Here is a 24,655-nt window from a genome sequence, read left to right as displayed (position 1 = left end):
TACCGCCTCCTTTCTACTCCCCTAAGGGCATCATTTGCTGCTTTTGCAGACCTCGCAGCCTTTTCGGCTTCTTTCAGTCCTGCTTCTCCCGGTTCGACTTTTTTCTCATGCCCGGCACATCCGTCCGGCCCAGCAGATAGTCCACGGACACGTTGAAATAGTCCGCAAGAAACACCAGAGTTTCCAGCTTTGGTTCGCTGGTGTTTGTCTCATAGCTCTGATAGCCCCGCATGGACAGCCCCAGCATCTCCGCCATCTCCCGCTGATAAATCCTGCGGCCCTCTCTCAGGTCCTTTAGTCTCGTTGCAAGAATTTTCATGCTTCACCCCTTGACATACAAATATTATGTATGTTAATATTCAAATATCTAGTTAGCAGAGGATGATAATTATGAATGACATTATGCACTGCATCTATGATCGCGCCCTGAATACACGCTTCACGGCCCGCCTTTGCACCGATGAATACCGGGAACTGGACCTTCCCCTCCAGCGGGGACTAGACAAGCTTGACCAGTCCCTCGCCGAGCCTCAGCGTGCCGCGCTCCGCGCCTATCTTGAAACGCTGGAGCAGCAGCGCGCACTGGAGCTGGAGGCCATGTTCCAAACGGGATTTTCCGTCTGCCATGTCATGCTTGAGGGGCTTTAATTGCGCAGCTCCATCAGCTTTTGCTTCAGCTCCCCCTCGATGCGGCCAAGCTCCACCTCGGCGGCCCTGCGCCTTGCCGCGCTCTCCCGCTGAACGGTCATCACTTCGTCCAGTGTAGAAATCAACTGCTGATTGGTGTGCTGAAGGGTCTCGATGTCCACAATGGACCGCTCCGCCTCTTTGGCGGCCGCCACGGTGCCCATTTTCAGCATATCCGCGTTCTTCTTCAAAAGCTGATTGGTGGTGTCGGTCACGGCGGACTGGGCCGCGGTGGCCTGACGGGAGTGCTCCAGCCCCAGGGACAGCACCATCTGGGACTTCCATAATGGAATGGTATTCACCAGAGAAGACTGGATTTTCTCCACCATCAGCGTGTCGTTGTTTTGCAAAAGGCGGGTCTGTGGCCCCATCTGCACGGAAATCATGCGGGTCAGCTCCAGATCATGGAGCTTCTTTTCAAACCGCTCGCACATCTGCACCCGGTCGTTGTATGTCTGCGCATCCTCCTGCGTGCCGGTGGCCTCCGCTTTTTTGCGCAGCTCCTCCAGCTCTCCGGCCCGATAGTTGGCAAGCTTTTTCTTCCCCGCCAGAATGTACATGGTGAGCTCCTTGTAATATTTCAGGTTCAGCTCATACATCTGGTCCAGCATGGCCACGTCCTTCAGCAGGATAATCTGATGCTGCTCCAGTTCCCGGGCGATGCGCTCCACATTCGTCTCCACCTTGGAATATTGGGCCTTCATCGTCTCCATTTTGTTCCCGGCCTTTTTAAACACGCCGAACAGGCCCTTTTTCTCCTCTTCCTCGCCAAAGCCCCGCAGCTCCGCCACCAGCGAGGAAAGGGACTTGCCCACGTCGCCCAAATCCTTGGTTTTCACGGAGCTCAGCGCATTTTCGGAAAAGCCCGCCACATTTTTCTGCGCCGCCGCACCATACTGCAAAATCATATTGGAATCCGTCAGGTCGATTTTTTTGGAGAATTCCTCCACAGCCTTCTTCTCCTGTTCGTTTAAAAGGCTTTCGTCCAGCCGGACAGGCTCCGCCTCCGGCTTGGGCGCGGGCGCGGCGGGAGCGACGGGTGCGGAGGCAGCCCCGCTCTCTATGGTCAGCTCCGGAACGGCCTGCGCCGCAGCCGCGGTCGATTCCAGCGTCAGCTCGGGCATTTTTCCAATCTCATCAGCCATGTTTTCTTCCTCCAAGTGTTTATTTGCCGCTTTGCGGCTCTCGCGGCCGGGGCCTGTCCTCTCGCTTATGCAATGTAGGACAGGAACCTTGCTGCGGGCTTATAAAAGCCCCTCCGCCCAGCCCCGGCCCTGAATCTTTAATCGATTTATTATACTCCTGTCCAAACGCCCCGGTCAAGAGAAAGCCCCCTGAAACAGCACGTTTCAGGGGGTGTTTACAATTCATTCACGGCGCAAGTCCGTATACGCCCGCCGCCGCATCCCAAAATAAGGGCAGTCTGGGCGGGCGATAGGTCCACAGCACAAACAACAGCGCCAGTGCCCACAGCGCCGCAAGGCCCGCTGCCTGCTGCCAGCCGGAGGTAAACCGCCCTGTTCTCCCAAGGCACCAATCCAGTAAAAACACCGCCGCCGCCGAAACCAGAAACACGGCGATATCTGCCCACAGCGTATGAAATCCCACAATTCCGCTGTACGTGTAATACAGCACAGGAATCAGCGCCGTCCCAATCCACAGGGATGCGCCCCGCACCGCCAGAAAGTTCCGGGAGTCCCGCAGCCAGACCTCCGCCATGGAGAGAAGGAAGGCTGGAAAAAACAGCAGCTTCATGTGCTCCCAAACCGATTCGTTCACGGAGCAGAACGCCGCCGCGATGCGATTTCCCCCCGTCCAGCCCCAGAGAAAATGCAGCGCCGTCCCCGCCGCCACGGTAAAAAGAAAGTCCCCCAGCGCCCAGTACCACTGACGCCGCCGCGTTGCAACGCCCATATCTCCGCCTCCGTTCCAAATCCGCATTTGGAAACAGTGTACGCAAAGGCGGCAAAACTATACGCTCAGGCGGGATATTTTGGAACCAGAACCACGGGCGCGGCTGTTTCCCCGCCCTCCTTGGCAAGGTACGTAAAGGAGCTTCCCGAAAGACGCTGCACGGCCTCTTGAGGCCACAGCGTCAAAAAGCCCTCCACGCCGGAAACCTTTTCAAGCCCGAAGGGCGCGTGGCGGTAATGCATGGGGACCACTATCCGGGGCCGCAGGGTATCGCACACGGCTTTAGCCCCGGCTGCGTCCACTGTGAAGGTCCCGCCCACGGGAACCAGCAAAACGTCGCACCTGCCGATGGCCTCCGCCTGCTTTTCCGAGAGCTGATGCCCCAAATCTCCCAGATGGCAGACCCGAACGTCCCCTGCCGAAAAGACGCGAATGGTGTTTTCTCCCCGGAGGGCCCCCTCCTCCCCATCGTGGAATGAGGGGACCTCCTCCACGGAAAAGGGACTCTCCCGCTCCGGCAGCAGCGTTACCCCGTCGGTGTAGCTGTGGTCAAAATGTCCGTGACTGCAATAAACTCCATGGGCCTCCAGTTCCAGTGCCGGATAACCGGGAACGCCGGTATAGGGATCGACGACGATACGATAGCCGTCCTGCTCCAAAAGGAAGCAGGCGTGGCCCAGCCATGTGGCGGTCATAAAAATCCCTCCTGTTTCGTTTGCGGACCTGTCCCCGCAGACACGCCGCGCCGCCGGTCAGATGCGGGAAACTGATGTAAATATCCGCTTTTAGGACATTATACAGGATTTATTCCGGTTTGTCATCCTGTGTTTCCGGCGCGGGAGCCTCCGCCTTTGAATGCGTCTTCCGCTTGCGGCACACCAAAACTGTTCCAACCAGCACAAGGGCCACCAGCGCCACCCACACCCAGGCATAGGCCAGCATCAGCAGGAAGTTTTGCACGAAGTCCGCAAAGCCCCGCGCTCCCGAGGACAGCGCCCCGATAAGGCGGCTGAAAAAACCGGTGGCAGGCTGCTCCACGTTGGAGAGCTGATATACCTCGTTCAAAGAGAACTGCACCGTGGAGTAGTCCACCTGAGAGTCATAGTGCTTCATCTCCCCGGCCAGTGATTCAATCTGGCTTTCCGCCTCGGAAATGGCGCTCTCAATGGTGATGATGTCCTCCATGTTCTCTGCCTTGGCAAGAAGGTCCTGCAACCGCGCGAGCTTCGTTTTCTGGGTCTCCAGACGCCCTGCGGTGTCATAGTACATTTCGCTCACATCCTCCACGTTGGAGCTGGTGTAGGTCACATGCGCCAGCTCCCCCGCACGGGTGAGGAACATGCTGAATTTTTCTTTGGGAACCCGGACGGCATAGCTGCCGTACCGGTAGCCGGAGCCACCGTAGCTCACACTGCTGTTCTGGGTCCAGCCGCCAAGTTCCTCCACCAAAGCCGACAGATTCTTGACCGTCTCATCAAAGGTGGTAGTTTCAAGATTCAGATCGGCGGTGTAAATTAACTTGCTCCCGTCGCTGCTGTCCTTCTCCGCCCTGAGCTGGCTTTTCGCTTTTCCGCTTTCCTCATAGGCCGCAAAGCCGTTCATGTCCATCGCCGCCCCGGAATCGCCGCCAGCCTCCTCTGTCATCGCAGAGGGAGCGGCCATGCTGTCCGTTTTCCCTCCAAAGGATGCCGCGCCGCTGGACGACGCGCCGCAGCCCGCCGCCAGCACCGTCAGGCACAAGGCCGCCAAAAGCATCGCAAGCTTTCTTTTCATCGTTTTATCCTCCTTGTCGTTCGCCCATCCGCTTCCGACTGATGTGCGTTTGCCTCTTTAGACGCAGGTGCATGGAAAAAGTTACACAATTTGTTGCGTTTTTTTTAAGACGGCGTTAAAATGGCGGCAGTACGCGCGCAAACACCGCGCAGCATGGGAGGAATCGCTCTATGACATATCAGGAAATATTGGAAAACGCCCGCACCCGCGTCGGTCCCCATTGCAAGGCCTGTCCGGTCTGCAACGGCGCGGTCTGCAAAAACACCGTCCCCGGCCCCGGAGCCAAGGGCATCGGCACCGGCTTCATCCGCAACTATCAGAAGTGGCAGGAGCTGTGCGTCAATATGGACACCATCTGTGAAAACAGGCCCGCGGATACCACGTTCAAGATCTTCGGCCAGACCTTTGACCTGCCGGTGTTCGCCGCGCCCATCGGGGCAATGACCCTGCATTATGGCGATCAGTATGACGACCTGGCCTACAACGACCTTCTTATCTCCGCCTGCGCGTCGGCGGGTATCGCCGCCTTCACCGGCGACGGCACCAACCCCGCTGTGGTGGAGGGGGCGGCAAAGGCCATCGCCGCCAGCGGAGGACATGGCGTCCCCACCGTCAAGCCCTGGAATCTGGAGCTGATTCGGGAGAAAATGGAGATGGTGAACACGGGCAACCCCTTTGCCGTGGCCATGGACATTGACGCGGCGGGCCTGCCCTTCCTGAAAAACATGCAGCCCCCTGCCGGAAGCAAAACTGTGGAAGAGCTGCGGGAAATCGCGGCGCTTGCCAAAAAGCCCTTTATTCTCAAGGGCATCATGACCGTGGAGGGCGCGAAAAAGGCCCTGAAGGCCGGGGCCGCCGGCATCGTGGTGTCCAACCACGGCGGCCGTGTGCTGGACAACTGCCCTGCCACGGCAGAGGTTCTCCCCGCCATTGCCGACGCGGTGGGCGGCAAGCTGACCGTCTTTGTGGATGGCGGCATCCGCACCGGGATGGACGTATTTAAGGCGCTGGCTCTGGGCGCGGACGCGGTGCTCATCGGCCGCCCCTTCGTCACCATGGTGTACGGCGGCGGGACCGAGGGCGTTTCCATCTACGTGGAGAAGCTGAAAGCCGAGCTGGCGGACTCCATGGCCATGTGCGGCGCCCACAGCCTTGCCGACATCCGGCGGGACATGGTGATGACTCCCCGTGATTTGGAGCGGCTCTGATTTTGCAATAAGGCGGCCCCGGACTCATCCGGGGCCGCCTTTTATTCCAGATATCTGTTTTACACGGACACTCCGGCTTCTTTTGCGGTAAAGAATACCTCATACAGATTCCCGGTTTCGCCGGTGTCAAATTCCTCCAGATAGACAATGGAAAAATCGTCAAAATCCGTCGGAACCTCAAAAATCAAAAGGCCAGTCCGCTCTTCATCCACTGCCAGATCATACTCGGATTCCATCTGCTCCTCGCTCACCATGGTTTCAACGGGGTTTGCAAACGCGTTATCCTGATCGTCCTTGTCAGCCCACTGGGCCTGAAAATCGGTGTCAAACATGGGGATGGTCTCGTTGAACGTGTTCTTGATTGTCAGTTCAGACACCAGCAGCTTATGGTCCGCGTCAGGGGTATACTCCTCGTATGTATCACAAATGTAGACGCTGTTGACCGTGAAGTCAAAAAACTCACTGTGCATCACATCTCCAATACGGCCCTCTTCATACTCTTCGCTGCTGCTTCCGCCGCAGGCGGTCAGCATCAACATCATGGCCAATGCCGCCACCGAAATCCATTTTTTGTTCCTCAGTTTCATTTTCAATACCTCTTCTTCTCTTTTTTCTCTATATCTCATCGCCCAGCCGCGCCAAACTCGCATCGGCAAGAGAAGCACAGCGTCTCTCCCAGCCGACCTTCCACGGTATAGGCGTTTTCCTCTCGAAAACCGAATAGTGCAATTGTCTCTCCCATCACGGCCTCCTTGCTATAATTCACGTATAGCTCCCGCAGGGGGGCAGACTGCAAATCATCCGGCAACGCATCCCACACGATGTCTCCGTAATTTCCGCTGAACACATGACCGTTGCCGTCCAGATCGGACCAGCGGACGGGGCGCGGCCCCAGCTCCTCCACCCCAGCCTTTGACAAGAAGATTTTGCGGCATTCAGGGCTGTTGATTGCCTTTGGACAAACATGCACAGACTTTGCCTTGAAATCGGAGGGCCGGAGGATTTTTCGCTCCGCCGGGTCAATGAGAATCCACTCGCTGCGGGCGCTCACAGCGACGGCGCCGCTCTCGTCCGTCAGCTCGTAGACCCGGCGCAGATGGGCTCCCCGGATGCCGTCCTCCCATGTGGAGATGGTGAGCATCTCCCGGTTGACGGGCCGCCGATGAATCCGCAGCGCCACCCGGGACAGTAAAAACACCTGCCCCAACTCGTAAAGCTTTTGATGGGGCAGCCCTCTGGCGTCATAGTCAAAGCCCGTCGCCCCCGCCACAAGGCTCAAGAGCTTTGCCGGGCGCACATATTTGTCTCTGTCGCAGTCGGCAAAGGACAGCTCCACCTCCCGGGCGTAGCAATCCTCCGTCAGCCATTGCCGAAATGCTTTCAAGTCCATCTCGCTCCTTTTTACCGTCCGCCCGCAGCGGGCGCTTCGTCCTCGGGATGTTCCGTTTCTTCCGAAGATTGTTTTTCCTCTATACAGGTACGTTTCTCCAAGACTTCCCGCCGCACCATGCCGCCGCTTTCCTCCGGCAAAGAAGCCGCCGCCTCAGCGGCGGACCGCTCCCGCGCCTGGGCCAGATAATCCCGGTGGGCCTCCTTCGGACTGGGAACAAAGCTCTGTGCAGCCGTCCGTCTTTTGCCCTGACTTTTCACATAGAAGAAGCCGGTAATGGAAAATACCGTCGCGCCGATAAAATTCACAATCAAATCCTTCATGGTGTCGATCAGTCCAATGTCCAGATACCCGCCAAGGCCCAGGTCTTCTCCATTCACCGTCACCTCGGTGATATCCGGAAGCACCACCACTCTGTTGCTGCGGCTTGCGTCCAGCGCCACCGTTTTAATTGCGTGGATAATCGTATCCTTCTGCATGTCCGTTCCCAGAAAATAGTCGCAGCCAAACTCGAAAAACTCCCACAGTACGCCGATGGTCATGGAAAAGCAAAACGCCATCAGCGCCATAAATGCCGGCGAGAGGTCAAAGGTGAGGCGGGGGTTGTCGTTCAGCAGCACCACCATGGAAAAGCCCACCGCCGCGGCAAGAAAACCGTTAAGCGTGTGCAAAATAGTGTCCCAGAAGGGAATCACAATGTAAAACGCGTTGACCTCACCCAAAATCTCCGCCGCGAAAATGAAGCACAGCACCGTGATTTCCAGCGGCGGAGGAAGCTCAATCCGCAGCCGCACCTGCACCCAGCTCGGCAAATAGAGCAGCAGCAGCGTCAGCACACAGAAAAAGGCGCTTTCATAGCTCCCCAGCCAGAGCTGGCGGGCCAAAGCCAGAATCACCAGCGCACGCAGAAAATAAAACACGAGGAAGGAACTTTTGTGCTCCCGCAGTTCCTTGTTCAGAGCCATTCTGAAATTTCGGCGCTCCGCCCGCCGCCGTTCTTTTTTTTGATTCATAACTCCCCCTCTCTGCATTCCCAAAGCCCGATACGGCTTTGGGCTTAGGTGATCAGAATACCACAAATTTCTTTTTTTTGCAAGAGTTAGGCGGCTTTGTATCCCCGCAGGACGCCAAAGCCGCCGTTTTTCACGTATTGTCCCGTCCGATAGGCTCGCGGATGATCAGCCGCTTCAACGCCTTGCCGTTGAAGGGAATCAGCGGATACAGATAGCCCGGTCCCACCACCGTCTTGTTGCTGGCCACCAGCCAGAGAATCAGCAGGATTCCGCCCACCAGCCCCCACATGTCAAAGATAGCGGAGAGAATTAACAACAGCATCCGCAGTAGCTTCACCGCGTAGCCCAGTTCAAAGCTGGGCTGGGAAAACCCGGAGATGGACACCACCGCCATATACACCAGCACCTCCGGGGTAAGCCACCCGGCCTGCACCGCGAAATCTCCGAAAATCAACGCGCCCAGCATAGAGAAGGAGTTCGACAGGGCGCTGGGTGTGTTCAGACAGGCCAGCTTTAAAAGGTCAATCAGAAATTCCACCACCAAAAGCTGCGCCAGCAGCGGCAGGGCGCAGGGATCCGGCTTTGCAAGGAATATCAGCCAATCCGGCAGGCGATTGGGCTGGCTGACCAGCAGATACCATGCGGGCGTGATGAACAGGCTCAGCAGCATCACCGACATTCTAAGCAGCCGCAGATAGGTTCCCACCAGAGGTGGAAAATAGAAATCGTTGGCCTCCTGCGTAAAGCCAAAAATGGTGGTGGGCAGCAGCATGGCCGCCGGGGTGTTGTCCACCAGCACCACCACGCTTCCCTCCATCACCGTGGCCGCCGCCGTGTCGGGTCGCTCAGTATACCTTATTTTGGGAAACGGGTTGTACCACTGCTTGGGACGAATGGCCTCCGCCAGACTTTCCTGTCCCATGGAGAGGGAGTGAACGTCCACCCCGGCCAGCTTTTCCCGAACCTGCTCCAGCACCTTTCGGTCCACCCGGTCCTCCATGTAGCACAGCACCACGTCCGTCCGGCTCCGCCCTCCAACCTTGTGGCTCTCCATGGTTAGCTGGGGGTCCCGAATTCGGCGGCGCAGCAGCGCCATATTGGGTACCACGGCTTCCACAAAGCCGTCGTGAGCGCCCCGCAATACCTTTCCGTCCGCAGGCTCATCCACGCCCCGGGAGGGATAGCCCTTCGCGTCCATCAGCGCGCCGCCGGTAAGCCCCTCCATCAGAAACAGAGTTTTCCCCAGCAGAACGGAGGTGCAGATGTCCTCCAAATCCTCCGTTACGTTTGTCTCTGAGAAAGTGATGAACCGGTCTGCAAATTCCTGCATCTTCCGAAGCGTTCCCACCTGCTCGGGGCGCAGCGACAGCCAGAAGGCCCCCATCCGCTCTAAAATCGTGTCCTGTCCGTAGCCGTCAATCACCCAGATGCGGGCTTTGCGCCCTCCGATGACAAAATCCCGCGCCACCATGTCGCAGTTGCGCCCCGCACCAAGCAGCTCGTCCAAGCGGCGGACGTTGTCGTCATAACGGGTTGAAAGCTGTTCCATACCGCACCTCCCTTTTGGGGTCTAGTATGGATTTTGGGAAGAGAAGTTATGTAAAATTCGGGCAAATTCAAAACGCAGGGTCTTTGTCTCTTACCTTCTGCGCCTCGCTTTATGAATATGTACCCAACAGAAAAAAAAGTTAAGAGGCTGAGGAATGCGATTCCTCAGCCTCTTTCTTTACATTGCCCGGAGGCGACAAACTAATTCGTCAAAAAAATCCCGCCAGCGGGATTTTTAATCCCTTTAAAGATTCAGCCGCAGGAACTTTTAAAAGCTCATACCTTTTTCTCGAAATAATAATATGTCTCATCTTCGCCTGCGGGCCGCATACAGGAGGCAAGCATCTTTCGGGACGCCTCGTTCTCCTTAAAGCACTTGGCCACAACTCGCGTCAGATGAACGCCGTACAGCCCCCACTCGGCAACGGCGCTAAACGCCTCCGTCCCGTAGCCGTGGCCGCCGTACTCTTCGGCAATGCGGCAGCCAAGCTCCGCGTCGCCCCGGTAGTCAAAGTGGTAAAGCACCGCCTCACCGATAAGCTTTCCCTCCAGCCGGATGGCAAAATTTACTGCCGCGCAGTTGCGGTGATCCCTTTTTGCCACCTCGTAAAAGCTACGCTCCTCCACCGGGCCGCCAAGGCCCGCCACGTCGTCATAGCCCCACCACTGGTTCCGCTCTCCGTCCAGCACCAGCGCGTTGTAGGCGGGAATGTCCTCCTCCGTCAGCTCGGAAAGTGTCAGCCGTTCTGTGGTCAGCACCGGCAGAGTCTTTACATGGCACAGCAGCTCGTTTTGGGGGGCAAAATGATACTTGGGCGCCAAATGGTCCGGCCCGTATTGCAGCTTCGAGGTCCGCAGCCCCCTATCGGCGGCGTCGTCCTCCCTATTGAGCCAGACGGCGTCCCCGGCAAAGTGCCGGGCAAAGGCCTGCACCATGGCGGGATAGACTCCCGTGTAGGAATACAATGCCTTTTCAATGTGGATAATCAGGGTGTCGCCGCACCGCTCCGCCAGTGCCAGAGAGAGAAGCTTTTCCCCGCTCATCATTCCCCCGCAGAAGAACCACGGCTTATCCAACTGCCCCACCGTACGCTTTGCCAGTTCTAATTCCGTCGCCGCCCTGGGGTCGTCCGCCTTGGCAAACTCCTGCCCGTAATCCTCCCAAAACCGGTTTACAAGCGGCATATCCTCCGCGGTCAGGGGCTTAAACTCCGCGTCGGGGCAGGCGGCATAAAACTTTTTGATGTGGTTGCGCTGCCCGGAATACCGCCGTCCAGCAAAGTTTTGCAAATCCTCCGCTTTGTACAGATAATCCTGCCAAGTGCGCACGTTGCGCACCCCCACATAGGGATAGCGCTGCAAAAGATGGGGTGCCTTTACTGCCGGAACCACGGAAATCACTGGGGGAACCCCTTTTTCCATGCACCAGTCCTCAATGGCGGAAAGGGCCGCGTCCTCGTCCCCCTCTGGGCCGGGAACGGGATAGTCAAACAAAAATTCCCCCTCCAGCTCGTTGCGGACGATCAGACATCCCGCAGCCTCCGCAAAGGCGGGGTGCAGCCTCTCCCCCCACATCAGCTTTGTTCCCGCGGAGTATTCGCAAAGCCCATAATTGCATGTTTCGTAATATCCGCGCAGCAATGCTCCATGCTCGGCGGCTATCGGCGTAAATTCAAGCATACTTCCTCGATCCTTTCCCGGGTTCTCCGTCGGCGGACATCCGCCCCGCAAACCCTGTTTGTCTGCCAGTATTGTTCTTTTTGTTAATTTTGTCACACATATTCAAAAAACTTTTGTACACTTTTCACTTATTTCTCTTGACTTCACACTTTGTTAATAGTATATTCTTACCACGAATCCATTTAAGAAAGAGGGGTTATTTGTGGAAAATGAGAGGGGCAGTTGGGGAAGCAACATTGGCTTCCTGCTGGCGGCAATAGGCTCGGCCGTCGGCCTTGGCAACATTTGGGGCTTTCCATACAAGATGGGCAAGTCAGGAGGCTTTACCTTCCTGATCGTCTATCTGCTGCTGGCGGCTTTCGTGGGCTTCACCATCATGATGGGGGAGCTGGCACTGGGCCGCAAAACCGGGACCGGACCAATCGGGGCCTATCACGCGGTATCCAAGCGATTCAAGTGGATCGGCTGGCTGGCAGTCTTTTCTCCGTTCATTATTATGAGCTTTTATTCCGTGCTGGGCGGCTACTGCATTGAGTACATGTCCCTGAATCTGAGCAATCTTGCCTTCCAGAACCCGGCGATTTCCGGCGGCGACCTGTTCCACGCCATGCTGACAAATCCCTTGGGTTCCGTTGTTTACACCATCCTGTTTTTGATTATCTGTTATCTCATCAACCGCGGCGGCATTTCCGGCGGCATTGAGAAATTCAACAACGTCGGTATGCCCTCTCTGTTTGTGATGCTGGTCATCATCATCATCAAAAGCCTGTCCATGCCCGGCTCCATTGAGGGGCTGAAATTCATGTTCGTCCCGGGCTACGCGGTGGCGGGCGGCTTCATCGAAGTCGCGCCCGGTATCAGTACCGTCTTGGCCACTGCGGGTGGGCAGATGTTCTTCTCCCTGTCTCTGGCCATGGGCGCCATGGTTACTTATGGCTCCTACCTCGGCAAAAAGGAAAATCTGGTGCGAAACTCCGCCATCATTGTCATTTCCGACACCACCATCGCCATCATGGCAGGCGTCGCCGTCATCCCCGCCGCCGTGGCCTATGGCATTCAGCAGGGCATCCCCGTGGGCGAAATCGCCCTTGGCGGCCCCAGCCTTCTGTTCGTCACGCTGCAAAACGTGTTTAACAGCATGGGCGGCGTGGGCTCCCTGTTCGGAGTCATTTTCTATCTGTTGGTGCTGATTGCAGCCATCACTTCCGCCATCTCCCTGATTGAGGTCATCAGCACGTTCTTCCTGGACCGTGCCGCCCAGAAAGGCAGAAAAGCCAGCCGTCCTAAAATTGTTTTTCTGGTCTGTCTCGCCATTCTGGTGGAAGCCACCTTGGTGGCGGTGGACGGCTTGGGCTCCAATGGCGTTCCCGTCCCCTTCAAGGAAACCACGGCTGTCGTCATAGACGGCGTGACCAAATACGCTGGCTGGAACGACTGCTGGCTGGACTTCATGGATATGCTCTCCGAGGGTCTTGCCATGCCGCTGGGCGCCATGCTGATGAGTATTATGATCGGTTGGGAAATTCGTCCCAAGTCCATGCTGGACGAGATTCACTCCGGTGCCGGCAGCGGAATGGACGGTTTCTTCTCCGTGTGCATGAAGGTCATCGCGCCTCTGGGTATGGTTCTGATTCTCTCCGGCCAGATTTCCGACTTCTTCGGCAAGGACGCCCGGATTGCCGGCTATATCATCGGCATTGTTGTCTACGTAATCGGCGTGGCCGTGGCCGTTACCTCTCCGATGCGCAAAGCAGCACACAAATAAGGCTCATTTTTCCTTTCCTCACCCCGGGGAGCGCTATACTGCGCTTCCCGGGGTTTGTGCGCATCATAACTTTATTAGAATATCAAGCTTTTCTAAACTGTTCAAATGGCATTTACAACACTCTGAAAATTTTCTCGCTTTTTTGCCCAGTATCTACGCTGCCTTTTCAGCAGCGCTTGCCCACCCTGCGGTCATTTTGCGGCGGTTTTTACCGGCGCGGCTGAAAATCCCGAGGACTTGCGTGAAACGTGGCACGAAAAGCCCGCAAAAACGCGGAATAGTCTCCAAACCCCGCAAGAGCCGCCGCCCGCATCACAGGCGTTCCCTCCCGCAGCAGTTCCCCCGCCAGCAGCAGGCGCTTCTGGCTGATATACTGGTGCACAGTATAGCCTGTGACCTCCTTAAAGCGGTGCATCAGGTAATACCGGCTGAGAAAAAATCGCTCCGCCAGAACCTCCACCGTCAGGGGCCCATCCAAATTCCCGGTGATATAGTGCAAAATCTCTTCGATTTTCGGGTCGGAACGATAGGCGTCCTTCTCCCGCTCTGCCGTTTTGTCCCGCAGACTGTCCCGATTCACGTCAATCAAAAGCTGCTGGCAGCAGGCGTCGGCCATCCGTCCGCAGCCGTACTCCCGGGACCGAAGCGCTTCCTCCAGCTCCTGAAACCGGCGCAGATAAAAGGGGCGGCGCTCTCCGTCCGTCCGCAGGAGGTGAAACCCCCGGCGGCAGGCCAGATCAAAGCAGGCAGACAATGGCTCTTCCGGGTCGCTCCGTTTGTCCATCCACTCCCGCCCCAGCCACAGCACCATCCGCTCATAAGGCTCTCCCGTGTCAATCAGCGCACGGTGAATCTGATTACGGGGCACCAGCAGCAAATCCCACGGCTGGAGGAAGTAGGTCACGCCCTCCACCATATAGGTCACTCTGCCGCCCAAAAGCAGAATGAGCTTGTCAAATTCGTGATAGTGATACTCCAGCGTCTTCGTGCTGGTATCCTTCAGGCGAAACAGGCGAAAATCCTCCAGCAGATAGCCCCGCTTGTCGCCCTCCAGTCCCTCCGACATCTCCCGCACCCCCTCCGATTTTATGGACTGTCCTTTTTATTTTACAGCACTTTTTGCACAGATACAACCGTCATTTTACCAAAAGGCTGCAATTTTATGCGGAACTTTTTTCGCGATTCCCAGTCAATCCCCGTTGAAACCGTCGGCTTATTCTGCTATACTGTATTAGTTAAAACAAAAAATGGGGGGATTCATCATGAGCCGCGCGGACGAGCTGTTTATTCAAAACTGCCGGGATATCCTGAATACCGGCGTGTGGGACAGGGACAGGGAGGTCCGACCCCGCTGGGAGGACGGAGCCCCCGCCCACACCGTCAAGAAATTTGGAATTGTGAACCGGTATGACCTTGCCGCCGAGTTCCCGATTCTGACTCTGCGGCGCACCTATTGGAAAACCGCAATTGACGAGCTTTTTTGGATTTGGCAGAAAAAGTCCAACAACATTCACGATTTAAACGCCAAAATCTGGGACCAGTGGGCCGATGAAACCGGCTCCATCGGCAAGGCATACGGTTATCAGCTTGGCGTGAAGCACCAATATCCCGAGGGTGCGTTCGATCAGGTGGACCGGGTGCTGTACGATCTGAAGCACAACCCCGCCAGCCGCCGGATTCTCACCAACATCTATAATTTTCAGGATCTCCACGAGATGCACCTCTATCCCTGCGCCTACTCCATGACCTTTAACGTCTCGGGAAATACCCTGAACGCCATTTTGAATCAGCGCAGTCAGGATATGTTGGCCGCCAACAACTGGAACGTGGTGCAGTACGCCGTGCTGACGCATATGCTGGCTCAGGTTTCGGGCCTGCGGGTCGGAGAGCTGATCCACGTCATTGCCGACGCGCATATCTACGACCGGCATGTTCCCATTGTGGAAGCGATTCTCGCGCAGACCCCCGCCGCCGCCCCGCGGTTTTCCGCGGACCCGTCGGTGACGGATTTTTACCGGTTCACAAGGGACAGCTTCCATCTGGAGGGCTATACCCCCGCTCCGCTGGAGGCAAAAATTCCCATTGCCATATAAAGAGGGAGGCTTTTTTTATGAACGCGATTTTATCCGTAGCACAGGATTGGGGAATCGGCAAAGACAATCAGTTGCTGTTTTATCTCAAGGAGGATATGAAGCGCTTCCGCGCACTCACCTCCAGAGGAACCGTCATTATGGGCCGCAGAACACTGGAAACTCTGCCCGGCGGAAATCCCCTGCCCAACCGGCGCAATATTGTCATCACGCACGACAAGGAGTTTACCCGGGAGGGAGCAGAAATCGCCCACAGCGTGGAAGCGGCGCTGAATCTGGTGGACGTGAACGCGGACGACGTGTGGGTCATGGGGGGCGGCAGTATCTATGCAGCCATGCTCTCCCGCTGCAAAATGGTTTACCTGACCCGGGTGGAAGCCGTGATTCCCGGAACGGATACCTTCTTCCCCAATCTGGATAAGCTGTCCGCGTGGAAAGTCGCCTCACAGTCGGAGCCGATTGAGGAAGACGGCCTTACCTATCGGTACGTGGAGTATCTCAATTTGAATCTGTAAGCCTCTTGGGGGAGCCTGCAATAAAGCGCTCCGACGGATATTGGTTGTACACAAGGCGGACCTCTTTGGAGGTCCGCCTTTTTCGTTGTACGCTTCCCCCTTGCCAAATTTTCCGATACCAATGTTTTCGTGTCCATTTTCCAGCAGATTTTTTGTACCCTCTTTCCCCGTCTCCCTTTTCCCGGAAAACCGCCTTGCCAACCGGGCGGGGGGCGGCTATAATAAAACAAGCAATGCGAGAGGAGGCGGTCCCCACGGCGGATTTAAATACAAGCGTGCAGTTCATCAAGGGGATCGGCGCCCAACGGGCCAAGTCCCTCGGCAAGCTTAATATTTGCACTTTGCGGGATTTGATTTCCTATTTTCCCCGGGCCTATGAGGACCGGACGCTCATAAAGCGGATTTCGGACCTCCAGCCCGGAGAGCTTGCCTGCGTGGAGGCGATGGTAACCTCTCCACCTACCCTCTCCCGCGTTCGCAAGGGGCTGGAGCTGGTGAAGCTTCGGGCCGTGGACGACTCTGGCGCGCTGGATGTGACTTTTTTCAATCAGGCTTGGCTGAAAAACAGCCTGAAGGCCGGGGAAACCTATGTCTTTTACGGAAAGACGGAGGGGAACCTTTTCCGCCGCCAGATGGCAAACCCTGTGGTAGAACCGGCAGACCGACGGGAACAGACGGGCCGCATCGTCCCTGTTTACCCCCTCACCGCCGGGGTAAGCCGCCTGATTCTCTCCCGCTCCATCCGTCAGGGACTGGACGCCTGCGGAGACATTCTTCCGGACGTACTGCCGGAGGGTGTGCGTCAGGCGTATCAGCTTTGCCATGCAGGCTTTGCCTATGAAAACATTCACTTTCCCGCCTCTTCCGAAGCGCTGGATCTCTCCCGGCGGCGGCTGGCGTTTGAAGAGCTTTTTTTGTTCACCATCGGTCTGCGCCGCCTCCGCTCCCGGCGGGATGAGGTGCGCACCACGCCGTTTGAACGTGTTGATATGGCTCCTTTTTACGCCGCGCTCCCCTTCACCCTCACCGCCGCCCAAAAGCGCTGCGTGGAGGAAGCCCTTGGGGATATGCGCTCGGGCCGTCCCATGAACCGGCTGTGTCAGGGAGACGTAGGCTCCGGAAAAACCATGGTGGCCGCCGCCAGCGTATATTTCTGCGTGAAAAACAGCCGTCAGGCCGCGCTGATGGCTCCCACGGAAATTCTGGCCCGCCAGCATTACGACGGTCTTTCCCCGCTGCTGGAGCGGCTGGGTGTGCGCTGCGCCCTGCTGACCGGGTCCATGACTCCAAAAACCAAACGCACCCTCTCCGCCCAACTGGTGGAGGGAAAAATTGATTTCATCATCGGGACCCATGCGCTGATTTCCGGCGGCGTGGAGTACCAGCGTCTTGGACTGGTGGTGACGGACGAGCAGCACCGCTTTGGCGTGGGCCAGCGGGCAGCGCTGGCCTCCAAGGGAGACAGTCCCCATATGCTGGTCATGTCCGCCACCCCCATTCCCCGGACGCTGGCCCTGATTCTTTATGGTGATCTGGATGTCTCCGTCATCGACGAGCTGCCCCCCGGACGGCAGCACATCGGCACCTCCGCCGTCTCCGGCGGATACCGCCCCCGACTGTATGCCTTTCTGCGCAGGCAGGTCGAGGAGGGACGGCAGTGCTATGTGGTCTGCCCCGAAATTACGGAGAGCGAGGACGGGGACGACGGGCGCAAGGCCGTGATGCAGTATGCCGAAGCCCTTCGGACGGAGGTCTTCCCCGATTTGCGGGTGGCTTTTGTCCATGGAAAGCTGAAAGCAAAGGAGAAAGAGGCCGTCATGTCTGCCTTTGCCGCCGGGGAAACAGACATTCTGGTGTCCACCACGGTGATTGAGGTAGGGGTGGACGTGCCCAATGCCACGGTAATGGTGGTGGAAAACGCGGAGCGGTTCGGCTTGAGCCAGCTCCATCAGCTTCGGGGCCGGGTGGGCCGGGGCGTCCACAAATCCTATTGCATTCTGATCTCCGACAGTAAAAACGAGGATACCCGCCAGCGCCTGCGCGTTATGACCCAGACGGCGGACGGCTTTAAAATCGCGGAGGAGGATTTGCGCCTGCGGGGACCCGGCGACTTTTTCGGTCTGCGGCAGCACGGCCTGCCGGGTCTGCGGGTGGCGGACCTTGGCTGCGACGCGGCGCTTTTGAAGGAGGCCCAGACCGCCGCGGACGCGCTGCTGGCGCAGGATGGGGACCTTGTTTCTTGCCCCGCCGTGGCGGCCCGGGTTTCAGAGCTGTTTCACCAGAGCGCGGACTCGCTGAACTGAGGCGGCTTGTCATACTCCCGAACGCGCAGGGCAAGATTTGTCCGCTCTTTTCCTTATGTTAAAAAACCGGAAACGCTCACCATTCATTGAGAGGTGAGCGTTCCCGGTTCAATTTTACCCGCTTTGGACCTGACGGACTTGTCCGGTGCAAAAGCAACTTCTCAGTTTCCCGCAGTATCCGATGCGCCGGTACTGTGGTTACTCTCATAAAATGTCGCGGTCAGCTTCACGGTTACCTCCTGATCCTTCACATCCCCGGAACCGTTCTGATCAGAGGAGACCACGGAGATTCCGCTCAAAGCGCAGCAGTATTTACATTGATACAGCGCAGTCAAAATAGCCCTAGCCCCGGAATAGCTGCCGGCCGTAAACGTCATTTGTATAGGTCGGGACACCAACTCGTTCCCGAACTGAAGCTCCGCAAACGTCATCTGATAATCGGATGCCGCCGTGAGAATGGTGTCCAGTTGAATCATCACGTTGTTAATGTTGTCATAATCCGGAATTTCAACCTCTCCCGATATGTCACCGTCCTCCAGCTCTGTCTCCATTTTCTGCATCCGGGCCAGCTTTGTCTGCTCCACAGTCAGTAAATCCTGCGCCTGCGCCAACTGGTTTTGCGCATCAGACATCTGTGCGTTCAGGGGATCCAGAAACAGCTTCACATAGCCAGAAAGCAGCAGCACCACCACCAACACCAGCAGCAGCACCTTTTCCCTTTGGGTAAACTCTCTTCGCATCATGAAGCCGCCCCCTTCTCCGCGACAGTCTGGGCCGGCTTTTCCACAGTCATCGAGATCGTCATGGCGGCGGTAACCTTTGCGCTGTTTTCATTGTCGGTGGAGGCATTGAACACCTGTACGCCAGACACCGCCGCATCCTTCGTCAAATTCTGATAAATATCGGAAATGTCGTTGAGCGTCACGTCGGAGATTTTTACCGTGACCGTGTCCATGTCGACGGTGAAGGACGCGACCCGTGCCCGGTTCAACAGGTTTTTTTCCACAAGCTCCAGACACTTTATGGGGTCCGCTCCTCCGACAGCGGTATTCCTGCGCAAAGACTCGCTCTGATACCGCTCCAGAATCAGGTCGTACGCCGCAGTCTGTCCTCTGACCTGCTCCACCAACGCCTCCTGCTGGGCAGCCTGCGCGCGAATTGCGCCAACGGCCTGAAGCCGGTCAATTACCCCAAATTTGGAGAACGCCGCAATCGCCACCGTCAGAATAACGGCGGTGGTCACGGTTGCGGCCAGATTGCCGGGATGACGCTCCCTCTGCGCCAAATTGATGGAGGTTTTGAATGGATACTGCCGCTCTTTCTTTGTCATCTTTCCTCTACCTCCCGGCCATTTCCAGCGCCGCGCCGATGGCGGCGGGACACTGCCCCGCCAAATCGGTATTCTCCACGGAGGGAAGCAGTTCCTCCATAAAATGCAGATTCAGGGGAATCGCGTCCCGGACAGCATCCATCAGCGCCTGAATCTTCACCAGCCCGCCGCCAAAATAAATGTCCCGCAGATCTGAATCGGGGCTATTAAACCCGTAGAAATTCACTGCCCGCAAAATTTCCACCGCAATTTTTCTGTACAGCTCACGGCACACGGAAAGCTCCTGTACATTTTTGTAATTGGACACCATGTAATCCGCCGCTATGTGAAAATCCACAGAAACGCTGTCCGCAATCAGCGCACCGATGGAAACACCGCCATACTCAAGCACGCGGGAGGTTTCATACACGCCGTCCCGGTACATATGAACGCGGATGGCGCTGTGTCCCATGTCCACCAGACAATACTCCCGGGGATGGCTGTCCGGGTGGGCGCGTTCGTAGGCGGTAATCAGATTGCGGTAAGTCAGATACTCCGGCACCGCCGCCGAAAGCTTCATCCCCGCCCTGCGCAGTGCCGATCTTCCCATGGCAATCAGCTCCTTGGGCGCCGCCGCCGCCAACAGGTCCATCGTCTCTGGATTTCCGGCATCGTTCCGATTGACGCCTGCCACGGCATAGTCGTAAAAATACAATTCCTTGTCCTTTTGAATATAATCGTGAAATTCATAAGGCAGGTTGACCTTCAACTGCTCTGTGGTCATCCACGGCACGGTAATCCTGCGGACAAACGCCGCTTCGGGTGACAGCGCCAGCACGCATTTCCGTTCGGAAATGCGCTGGGCTCTCAGCAGTCCCCGCAATTCCTCCGCCAGTGCATCGGGAGACGTAACGCGTCCGTCCCGCACCAGATTTTCCGGCAGCAGCGATGCGCAGAGCTTCTGCACACGCCCGCCCTTTATCACCGCCAGCTTCATTGCGTTAGTTCCGATGTCAAGTCCCAGATAGGTATTGGACATAAAATCCTCCCTGTCAGTCAGGTTTTATGGCAGCCGCCGCAAAACGCGGCGGGAACTCTCAAAGTAAAAAAAGGCGCAGATAGGCCGCCATGGCGGGCTCCGCGGCCAGCAGCGAAAGATAGACTCCCGCCGCAATCGCGGGACCAAAGGGAAATGCCTTGGGATTTTCCGGGTCCCCCGCCGTCCGGCTCGATGCCAGCGCAAATAAAATTCCCAGCAGGCAGGAGGCAATCAGCAAAAACAGCACCGACTGCCACGAAAAAAACAGCCCGGCAGCAAAAAAGAATTTAAGGTCTCCACCACCCATGCTCTCCCGCTTTAAAACCCGGTCCATCACCAGCACCAAAACCAAAAGCGGAACGGAGGCGGCCAGCGCACCGGCAAGGCCCCGCAAAGCTGCGGCCCCCACCGCGCCGCGGTGAAGAAGCGGCAGAAAAATCAGCCAGTCTGCCGCCATCGCCAACAAAAATCCGTTGGGAATCACGGCAGTGTCGTAATCCACCAGCGCCGTCGCCAGCAGCAGAACGGTGAGAATCCAATACTGGAGCGTTTGAAGCGTCACGTCGTACCGCAGGACAATCCCCACGAACGCGGCGGCGCACAGCAGCTCCGCCGCAGGGCAGCGGGCCGGAATGTTCGCGCCGCACCAGCGGCACCTTCCTCTCAGCGCCAGCCACGAAACCACCGGGATCAAATCCCGGGGCGTGAGCACATGACCGCAGCGGTCGCAATGGCTGCGGCCGTGAAGAAAGCTTTGCCCCGCCGCCACCCGGTCGGCCATACAGGCGGCAAAGCTGCCCAGAATCAACCCAAGAAGGGCGGTAATTATTAAAATGTACGCCGTCAGGGCGGCGGAAAGATGGAGCATACTCGAATCCTCCCAATGAGAATGAAAGGCCCGAAGGGCCTGTCCCAAATTTGGGACAGGCCGCGGGCAGATGCTTCCCCCAGACCACCGCAACCCAACGGCGGCAGGAAGAACGCCGGAACTATGAAAGCTCTGGACGGAGTTAAACTCCCCACTGAGGCCCAGTGGTAACACTGATGTCTACCTTAATATAGGAAGTATCTTTGGTTCTGCTTGTCGCAGAATCCGTGCTCTGCGCTTTATACGCTTTATTATCATCGGTACCTTTTATCTGGAACTTTCCAGTGGAAGCGTTGAAATAATAAACTCCAGTAGTACCCGTAGCCGGAAGACCGCTGGCGTCATCGCTGGCACTCAGCATATACACGGCATACACGGCCTTGGCCGTGCGCATATTGGCTTCGTCAGCCGCCTTTTTTGCGTCGTCCAGCTTAGATGTAAACACGGGAATGGAGATGGCCACCAAAACGCCGATAATCGCCACAACAATCAGCATCTCCATCAGGGTAAAGCCCTTTTTGGAATTCTTTTTTGCTTTCAGGGATTGCACGGTTGTCTGTAACATGAAATGTTCCTCCTCGTTTTATCTTCTTTGGGTTGTTGAAAATTTATAATATGTATCAGCCGGGCGGGTTGCGTCCCGGCGGAATACCGGATTTTCTAAATTGAGCCGTAAAGGCTGAACATGGGCAGATAAACGGACAGCAGAATAAACCCCACAATGCCGGCCAGACAGCAGATGACCACCGGCTCCAGCAGGCTCAGGGCCTTCCTGGAGGTCAGTTCCACCTCGTTGTCGTAATAGGCGGCCACCGTATCCAGCGTGCCCTCCAGCTCGCCGGTTTCCTCGCCCACGCCGGTCATCTCCACCAGCAGGTCCGGGAAAATCCCCAAGGCGCGCAGGCAGCTGTTCAGCGTCCTTCCCTCCTCCAGCTTCGGAACCTGCTTGGAAAGCTCGGAGCCGATCCACTCGTCCTCCAGCACCTTCGCCGTCACCGTTACCGCCCGCAGCAGGGGAAGCCCCGCCGTCAGCAGCGTGGACATGGTGCGGGCAAACTGGGATGCCGTCCGTAAAAGGACAATCCTCCCAAGAAGAGGAATCTTCAGCCGGAACCGGGACTGGGAAATTCGGCCCCGCTCTGTCCGCCCGTACAGCTTATATAACAGGATGCTCCCGGCAATCAGCATGACCAGCAGCGCCCAGAATTTTGAAAAAAATCCGCTCACGGCGATCAGCGCCCGGGTGACGCCCGGCAGCTCCACGCCCATGGATGAAAAGCTGGAGATAAACGCCGGCACGGCCACCACCATGATGATGATCACCACCGCCACGGCCACGCACAGGGTAAACATGGGATATATCATGGTGGCCTTCACTTTTCCCCTGAGCTTGGACGACCTGTCGTAATAGTCGCGCAGACGTCCGAAAGCCACGTCCAGCGTGCCGGATTCCTCGCCGGAACGAATGGTTTCGATAAACGTAATGGGAAGATTCTTCCCCTTGTTCTGCAAGCTTCGGGCCAAGCCAAACCCCGCCGCCACATCTTCCGCCGTCTCGCCTAAAATTTTCCGCAGTGTCCGGTCCGCAGTTTGCTGCGCAATCAGCTCCACTGCCCGGACCACAGGAAGTCCCGCACCCAAAATGATGGAAAACTGTGCGCACATCACTGCAAGCGCCTTTTCGTCGATATTGTTCAGCGTCACATCCTGCTGCATCCGGGATTTTTCCCGCACCTGCGTAATTTTGGTGACAACGGAACAGCTTTCCTTAATCCGGGCTACCGCCGCAAACTCGTCAAACGCCTCCAACACCCCGGAAACCTCCGCCCCGTCCTTGGAAATTGCCTTGTATTTAAATGTCTGCAACAGGATTCACCTTGCTTTCCCAATCAGTTCAGCGCATCAGGCTTTTTTTAATGTACTCCGGGTCGCGGGCGGCCTGCTGCGCAATTTCGGCGGAGATTTTTCCCGACCGGTACAGCCGCAAAATGGCGTTGTCCATCGTGATGCCGCCCTCTGCCGCAGAGGTGGCAATGGCGTTTTCTATCTGAGGGGTCTTTCCCTCCCGAATCAGATTGCGGATTGCTCCATTCACCACCATCAGCTCGCAGGCGCACACTCGCCCGCCGCTGCGGTCGGGAAGTAGCTGCTGAGACAGCACCGCTCTGAGCGTCATGGAAAGCTGCATTCTGATCTGCCGCTGGCGGGCCTCCTGAAAAGAGCCCACAATGCGGTCCACCGCGTCTGCCGCGCCGCCGGTGTGCAGCGTGGAAAGAACCAGATGCCCCGTCTCGGCGGCAGTCAGCGCGGTTTCTATCGTGGGCAGGTCCCGCATTTCGCCAATCAGCAAAATGTCCGGATCCTCCCGAAGCGCTGCCCGCAGACCAGATGCATAGCTGGCCGTATCCCGGCCCACCTCCCGCTGATTGAAAATACAGCGGTCAGGCATGTAAATGTACTCGATAGGGTCCTCCAGCGTTAAAATGTGAGCCGCACGGCTGCGGTTTATGCGGCTGAGCATAGCGGCCAGCGTTGTGGATTTGCCACTGCCTGTCTCCCCAGTAACAAGAACAATTCCCCGGGAAAGCTCTGTCAGCTCCTCCACTTTGGGCGGGAGTCCAAGGCCTTCCAGCTCGGGAATCCGGTCGGCCAGCAACCGCACCGCTGCGGAGCTGCGTTCTTGCTGGCGAAACAGGTTAACGCGGATTCGCACACCGTTTACGGTGGCGGCGGCATCCAGCTCGCCTGTCTCCAAAAACTGAAAATACCTCTCCCCTGCCAGCCGACGGACCAGCTCGTCGCAGTCCTCCTCCGTCAGGGGCTCGTCCCGCATGGAGCGAAGCGCGCCTCCCACCCGATATTTCGGCGGCAGCCCGCAAATCAGATGTATGTCGGAGGCATGATCCGCGGATGCCTGCGCAATCAACTCTTCAATGGTCATAGGTTCTCTGCGGAAACGGTAATTCTCCGCGCCTCCTCAACAGTGGTGGTTCCTTCCAGTACTAAACGCTGGACATTCTCCGCCAGCGAGACAAAGCGTCCCTCCCGGCGGATGATCTGTTCCAATTCTTCCCGCGATGCGTTTCGATTCACTGCCAAACGCAGTGCATGGCTGAGCATTAAAATCTCAAACACGGCAATGCGTCCTCTGTAGCCGGTGCCGAAGCAGCGAGAGCAGCCCGCACCTCGGTACACCCGGCGTACCGGGCTGTCGTTCATGCCAATGTCCATCCATTCCTCCGGATTCGGGTCATACTCCTGCCGGCAGTCGGGACAGATGCGCCGCACCAGACGCTGGGAAATGATGCCGTTCACAGCGCCTGAAATTAAATAAGGTTCTACGCCGATATCCTTCAGACGGTCAATCGTGGACAGGGCGTCGTTGGTATGTATGGTGGACAAAACCAGATGCCCGGTGATGGCCGCCCGCATGGCGATGCCCACCGTCTCCTGATCGCGTATCTCGCCCACCATGATGATGTCCGGATCCTGCCGCAAAATAGACCGAAGGCCGCTTTCAAAATCCAGCCCGGCCTTGGGGTTTACCTGTACC

At 57.1% G+C, this 24,655-nt stretch carries 25 protein-coding genes; 6 read left to right on the top strand and 19 right to left on the bottom strand.

Annotated elements, in window-relative coordinates:
- Positions 1-73: 73 nt before the first annotated feature.
- Positions 74-319 carry a helix-turn-helix transcriptional regulator gene (locus RTK01_RS01505; protein WP_312279274.1) on the bottom strand — a complete coding sequence of 82 codons (246 nt, stop codon included), beginning with the start codon at positions 317-319 and terminating at the stop codon, positions 74-76.
- 71 nt (positions 320-390) lie between these two features.
- On the opposite strand from RTK01_RS01505, the gene RTK01_RS01500 reads away from it, so the two are divergent.
- Positions 391-648: a hypothetical protein gene (locus RTK01_RS01500; RefSeq protein ID WP_312279273.1), complete on the top strand. Its 258-nt coding sequence runs from the start codon at positions 391-393 to the stop codon at positions 646-648.
- Here RTK01_RS01500 and RTK01_RS01495 read toward each other — a convergent pair.
- The 4 genes from RTK01_RS01495 to RTK01_RS01480 all read right to left on the bottom strand — a co-directional run bounded on the left by RTK01_RS01495 (position 645) and on the right by RTK01_RS01480 (position 4,374).
- Positions 645-1,832 carry a toxic anion resistance protein gene (locus RTK01_RS01495; RefSeq protein WP_312279272.1) on the bottom strand — a complete coding sequence of 396 codons (1,188 nt, stop codon included), beginning with the start codon at positions 1,830-1,832 and terminating at the stop codon, positions 645-647. The two genes, RTK01_RS01500 and RTK01_RS01495, sit on opposite strands and share 4 nt — an antisense overlap.
- Positions 1,833-2,058: 226 nt before the next feature.
- The gene (locus RTK01_RS01490; protein WP_312279271.1) at positions 2,059-2,601 is read right to left on the bottom strand and encodes a DUF6512 family protein; all 543 of its coding nucleotides are present in this window, start codon (positions 2,599-2,601) and stop codon (positions 2,059-2,061) included.
- A gap of 65 nt (positions 2,602-2,666) precedes the next feature.
- A complete protein-coding gene (locus RTK01_RS01485) occupies positions 2,667-3,296 on the bottom strand; it encodes an MBL fold metallo-hydrolase (protein WP_312279270.1) in 630 nt (209 codons plus the stop codon).
- Between the two features lie 109 nt (positions 3,297-3,405).
- Complete coding sequence (locus RTK01_RS01480) at positions 3,406-4,374, bottom strand: DUF4349 domain-containing protein (RefSeq protein WP_312279269.1); 969 nt, start codon at positions 4,372-4,374, stop codon at positions 3,406-3,408.
- A 170-nt stretch (positions 4,375-4,544) separates the two neighbouring features.
- Here RTK01_RS01480 and RTK01_RS01475 point away from each other — a divergent pair, with 170 nt between their 5' ends.
- Positions 4,545-5,582 carry an alpha-hydroxy-acid oxidizing protein gene (locus RTK01_RS01475; RefSeq protein ID WP_312279268.1) on the top strand — a complete coding sequence of 346 codons (1,038 nt, stop codon included), beginning with the start codon at positions 4,545-4,547 and terminating at the stop codon, positions 5,580-5,582.
- A gap of 59 nt (positions 5,583-5,641) precedes the next feature.
- Here the strand turns inward: RTK01_RS01475 and RTK01_RS01470 are convergent, their stop codons facing one another.
- The 5 genes from RTK01_RS01470 to RTK01_RS01450 form a co-directional block, all read right to left on the bottom strand.
- Entirely contained in the window at positions 5,642-6,169 is a 528-nt protein-coding gene (locus RTK01_RS01470; protein ID WP_312279267.1) for a DUF4352 domain-containing protein, read from the bottom strand.
- Positions 6,170-6,204: 35 nt separating this feature from the next.
- Complete coding sequence (locus RTK01_RS01465; protein WP_397352107.1) at positions 6,205-6,966, bottom strand: acyl-[acyl-carrier-protein] thioesterase; 762 nt, start codon at positions 6,964-6,966, stop codon at positions 6,205-6,207.
- Between the two features lie 17 nt (positions 6,967-6,983).
- Positions 6,984-7,985: a hypothetical protein gene (locus RTK01_RS01460; RefSeq protein ID WP_312279265.1), complete on the bottom strand. Its 1,002-nt coding sequence runs from the start codon at positions 7,983-7,985 to the stop codon at positions 6,984-6,986.
- Between the two features lie 130 nt (positions 7,986-8,115).
- A complete protein-coding gene (locus RTK01_RS01455; protein ID WP_312279264.1) occupies positions 8,116-9,534 on the bottom strand; it encodes a spore germination protein in 1,419 nt (472 codons plus the stop codon).
- A gap of 275 nt (positions 9,535-9,809) precedes the next feature.
- Positions 9,810-11,213, bottom strand: coding sequence for a GNAT family N-acetyltransferase (locus RTK01_RS01450; RefSeq protein WP_312279263.1), 1,404 nt, complete (start codon positions 11,211-11,213; stop codon positions 9,810-9,812).
- Between the two features lie 202 nt (positions 11,214-11,415).
- Between RTK01_RS01450 and RTK01_RS01445 the strand changes: the two genes are divergently transcribed.
- Positions 11,416-12,978, top strand: coding sequence for a sodium-dependent transporter (locus tag RTK01_RS01445; RefSeq protein ID WP_312279262.1), 1,563 nt, complete (start codon positions 11,416-11,418; stop codon positions 12,976-12,978).
- A 208-nt stretch (positions 12,979-13,186) separates the two neighbouring features.
- Here RTK01_RS01445 and RTK01_RS01440 read toward each other — a convergent pair whose 3' ends face one another.
- Complete coding sequence (locus RTK01_RS01440) at positions 13,187-14,044, bottom strand: AraC family transcriptional regulator (RefSeq protein WP_294856301.1); 858 nt, start codon at positions 14,042-14,044, stop codon at positions 13,187-13,189.
- Between the two features lie 196 nt (positions 14,045-14,240).
- On the opposite strand from RTK01_RS01440, the gene thyA reads away from it, so the two are divergent.
- The 3 genes from thyA to recG all read left to right on the top strand — a co-directional run bounded on the left by thyA (position 14,241) and on the right by recG (position 17,886).
- A complete protein-coding gene (gene thyA / locus RTK01_RS01435) occupies positions 14,241-15,071 on the top strand; it encodes a thymidylate synthase (protein ID WP_312279261.1) in 831 nt (276 codons plus the stop codon).
- A gap of 17 nt (positions 15,072-15,088) precedes the next feature.
- Complete coding sequence (locus tag RTK01_RS01430) at positions 15,089-15,583, top strand: dihydrofolate reductase (RefSeq protein WP_312279260.1); 495 nt, start codon at positions 15,089-15,091, stop codon at positions 15,581-15,583.
- A 233-nt stretch (positions 15,584-15,816) separates the two neighbouring features.
- Complete coding sequence (recG, locus tag RTK01_RS01425) at positions 15,817-17,886, top strand: ATP-dependent DNA helicase RecG (RefSeq protein WP_312279259.1); 2,070 nt, start codon at positions 15,817-15,819, stop codon at positions 17,884-17,886.
- Positions 17,887-18,047: 161 nt separating this feature from the next.
- Here recG and gspM read toward each other — a convergent pair whose 3' ends face one another.
- The 8 genes from gspM to RTK01_RS01385 form a co-directional block, all read right to left on the bottom strand.
- Entirely contained in the window at positions 18,048-18,629 is a 582-nt protein-coding gene (gspM, locus tag RTK01_RS01420; protein WP_312279258.1) for a type II secretion system protein GspM, read from the bottom strand.
- Positions 18,626-19,216 carry a hypothetical protein gene (locus RTK01_RS01415; RefSeq protein WP_312279257.1) on the bottom strand — a complete coding sequence of 197 codons (591 nt, stop codon included), beginning with the start codon at positions 19,214-19,216 and terminating at the stop codon, positions 18,626-18,628. Before RTK01_RS01415 ends, gspM begins: the two co-directional genes overlap by 4 nt.
- Before the next feature lie 7 nt (positions 19,217-19,223).
- Positions 19,224-20,234, bottom strand: a complete 1,011-nt coding sequence (pilM, locus tag RTK01_RS01410; protein ID WP_312279256.1) for a pilus assembly protein PilM — start codon at positions 20,232-20,234, stop codon at positions 19,224-19,226.
- A gap of 58 nt (positions 20,235-20,292) precedes the next feature.
- Positions 20,293-21,102: a prepilin peptidase gene (locus RTK01_RS01405; RefSeq protein WP_312279255.1), complete on the bottom strand. Its 810-nt coding sequence runs from the start codon at positions 21,100-21,102 to the stop codon at positions 20,293-20,295.
- Between the two features lie 142 nt (positions 21,103-21,244).
- Positions 21,245-21,667 (bottom strand): type II secretion system protein, encoded by a 423-nt coding sequence (locus tag RTK01_RS01400; protein WP_312279254.1) that lies wholly within the window; start codon positions 21,665-21,667, stop codon positions 21,245-21,247.
- 95 nt (positions 21,668-21,762) lie between these two features.
- Positions 21,763-22,968 (bottom strand): type II secretion system F family protein, encoded by a 1,206-nt coding sequence (locus RTK01_RS01395; RefSeq protein WP_312279253.1) that lies wholly within the window; start codon positions 22,966-22,968, stop codon positions 21,763-21,765.
- Positions 22,969-22,996: 28 nt separating this feature from the next.
- Positions 22,997-24,043 carry a PilT/PilU family type 4a pilus ATPase gene (locus RTK01_RS01390; protein ID WP_312279252.1) on the bottom strand — a complete coding sequence of 349 codons (1,047 nt, stop codon included), beginning with the start codon at positions 24,041-24,043 and terminating at the stop codon, positions 22,997-22,999.
- The coding region (locus tag RTK01_RS01385) for an ATPase, T2SS/T4P/T4SS family (protein WP_312279251.1) at positions 24,040-24,655 on the bottom strand (616 nt) is incomplete at its 5' end. The genes RTK01_RS01385 and RTK01_RS01390, both read right to left, overlap by 4 nt.

The organism is Oscillibacter sp., assembly GCF_031978065.1.
Lineage (GTDB): Bacteria > Bacillota > Clostridia > Oscillospirales > Oscillospiraceae > Oscillibacter.
The sequence above is the reverse complement of the archived record's forward strand: the minus strand, read 5'-3'. Positions and strand labels throughout refer to the sequence as shown.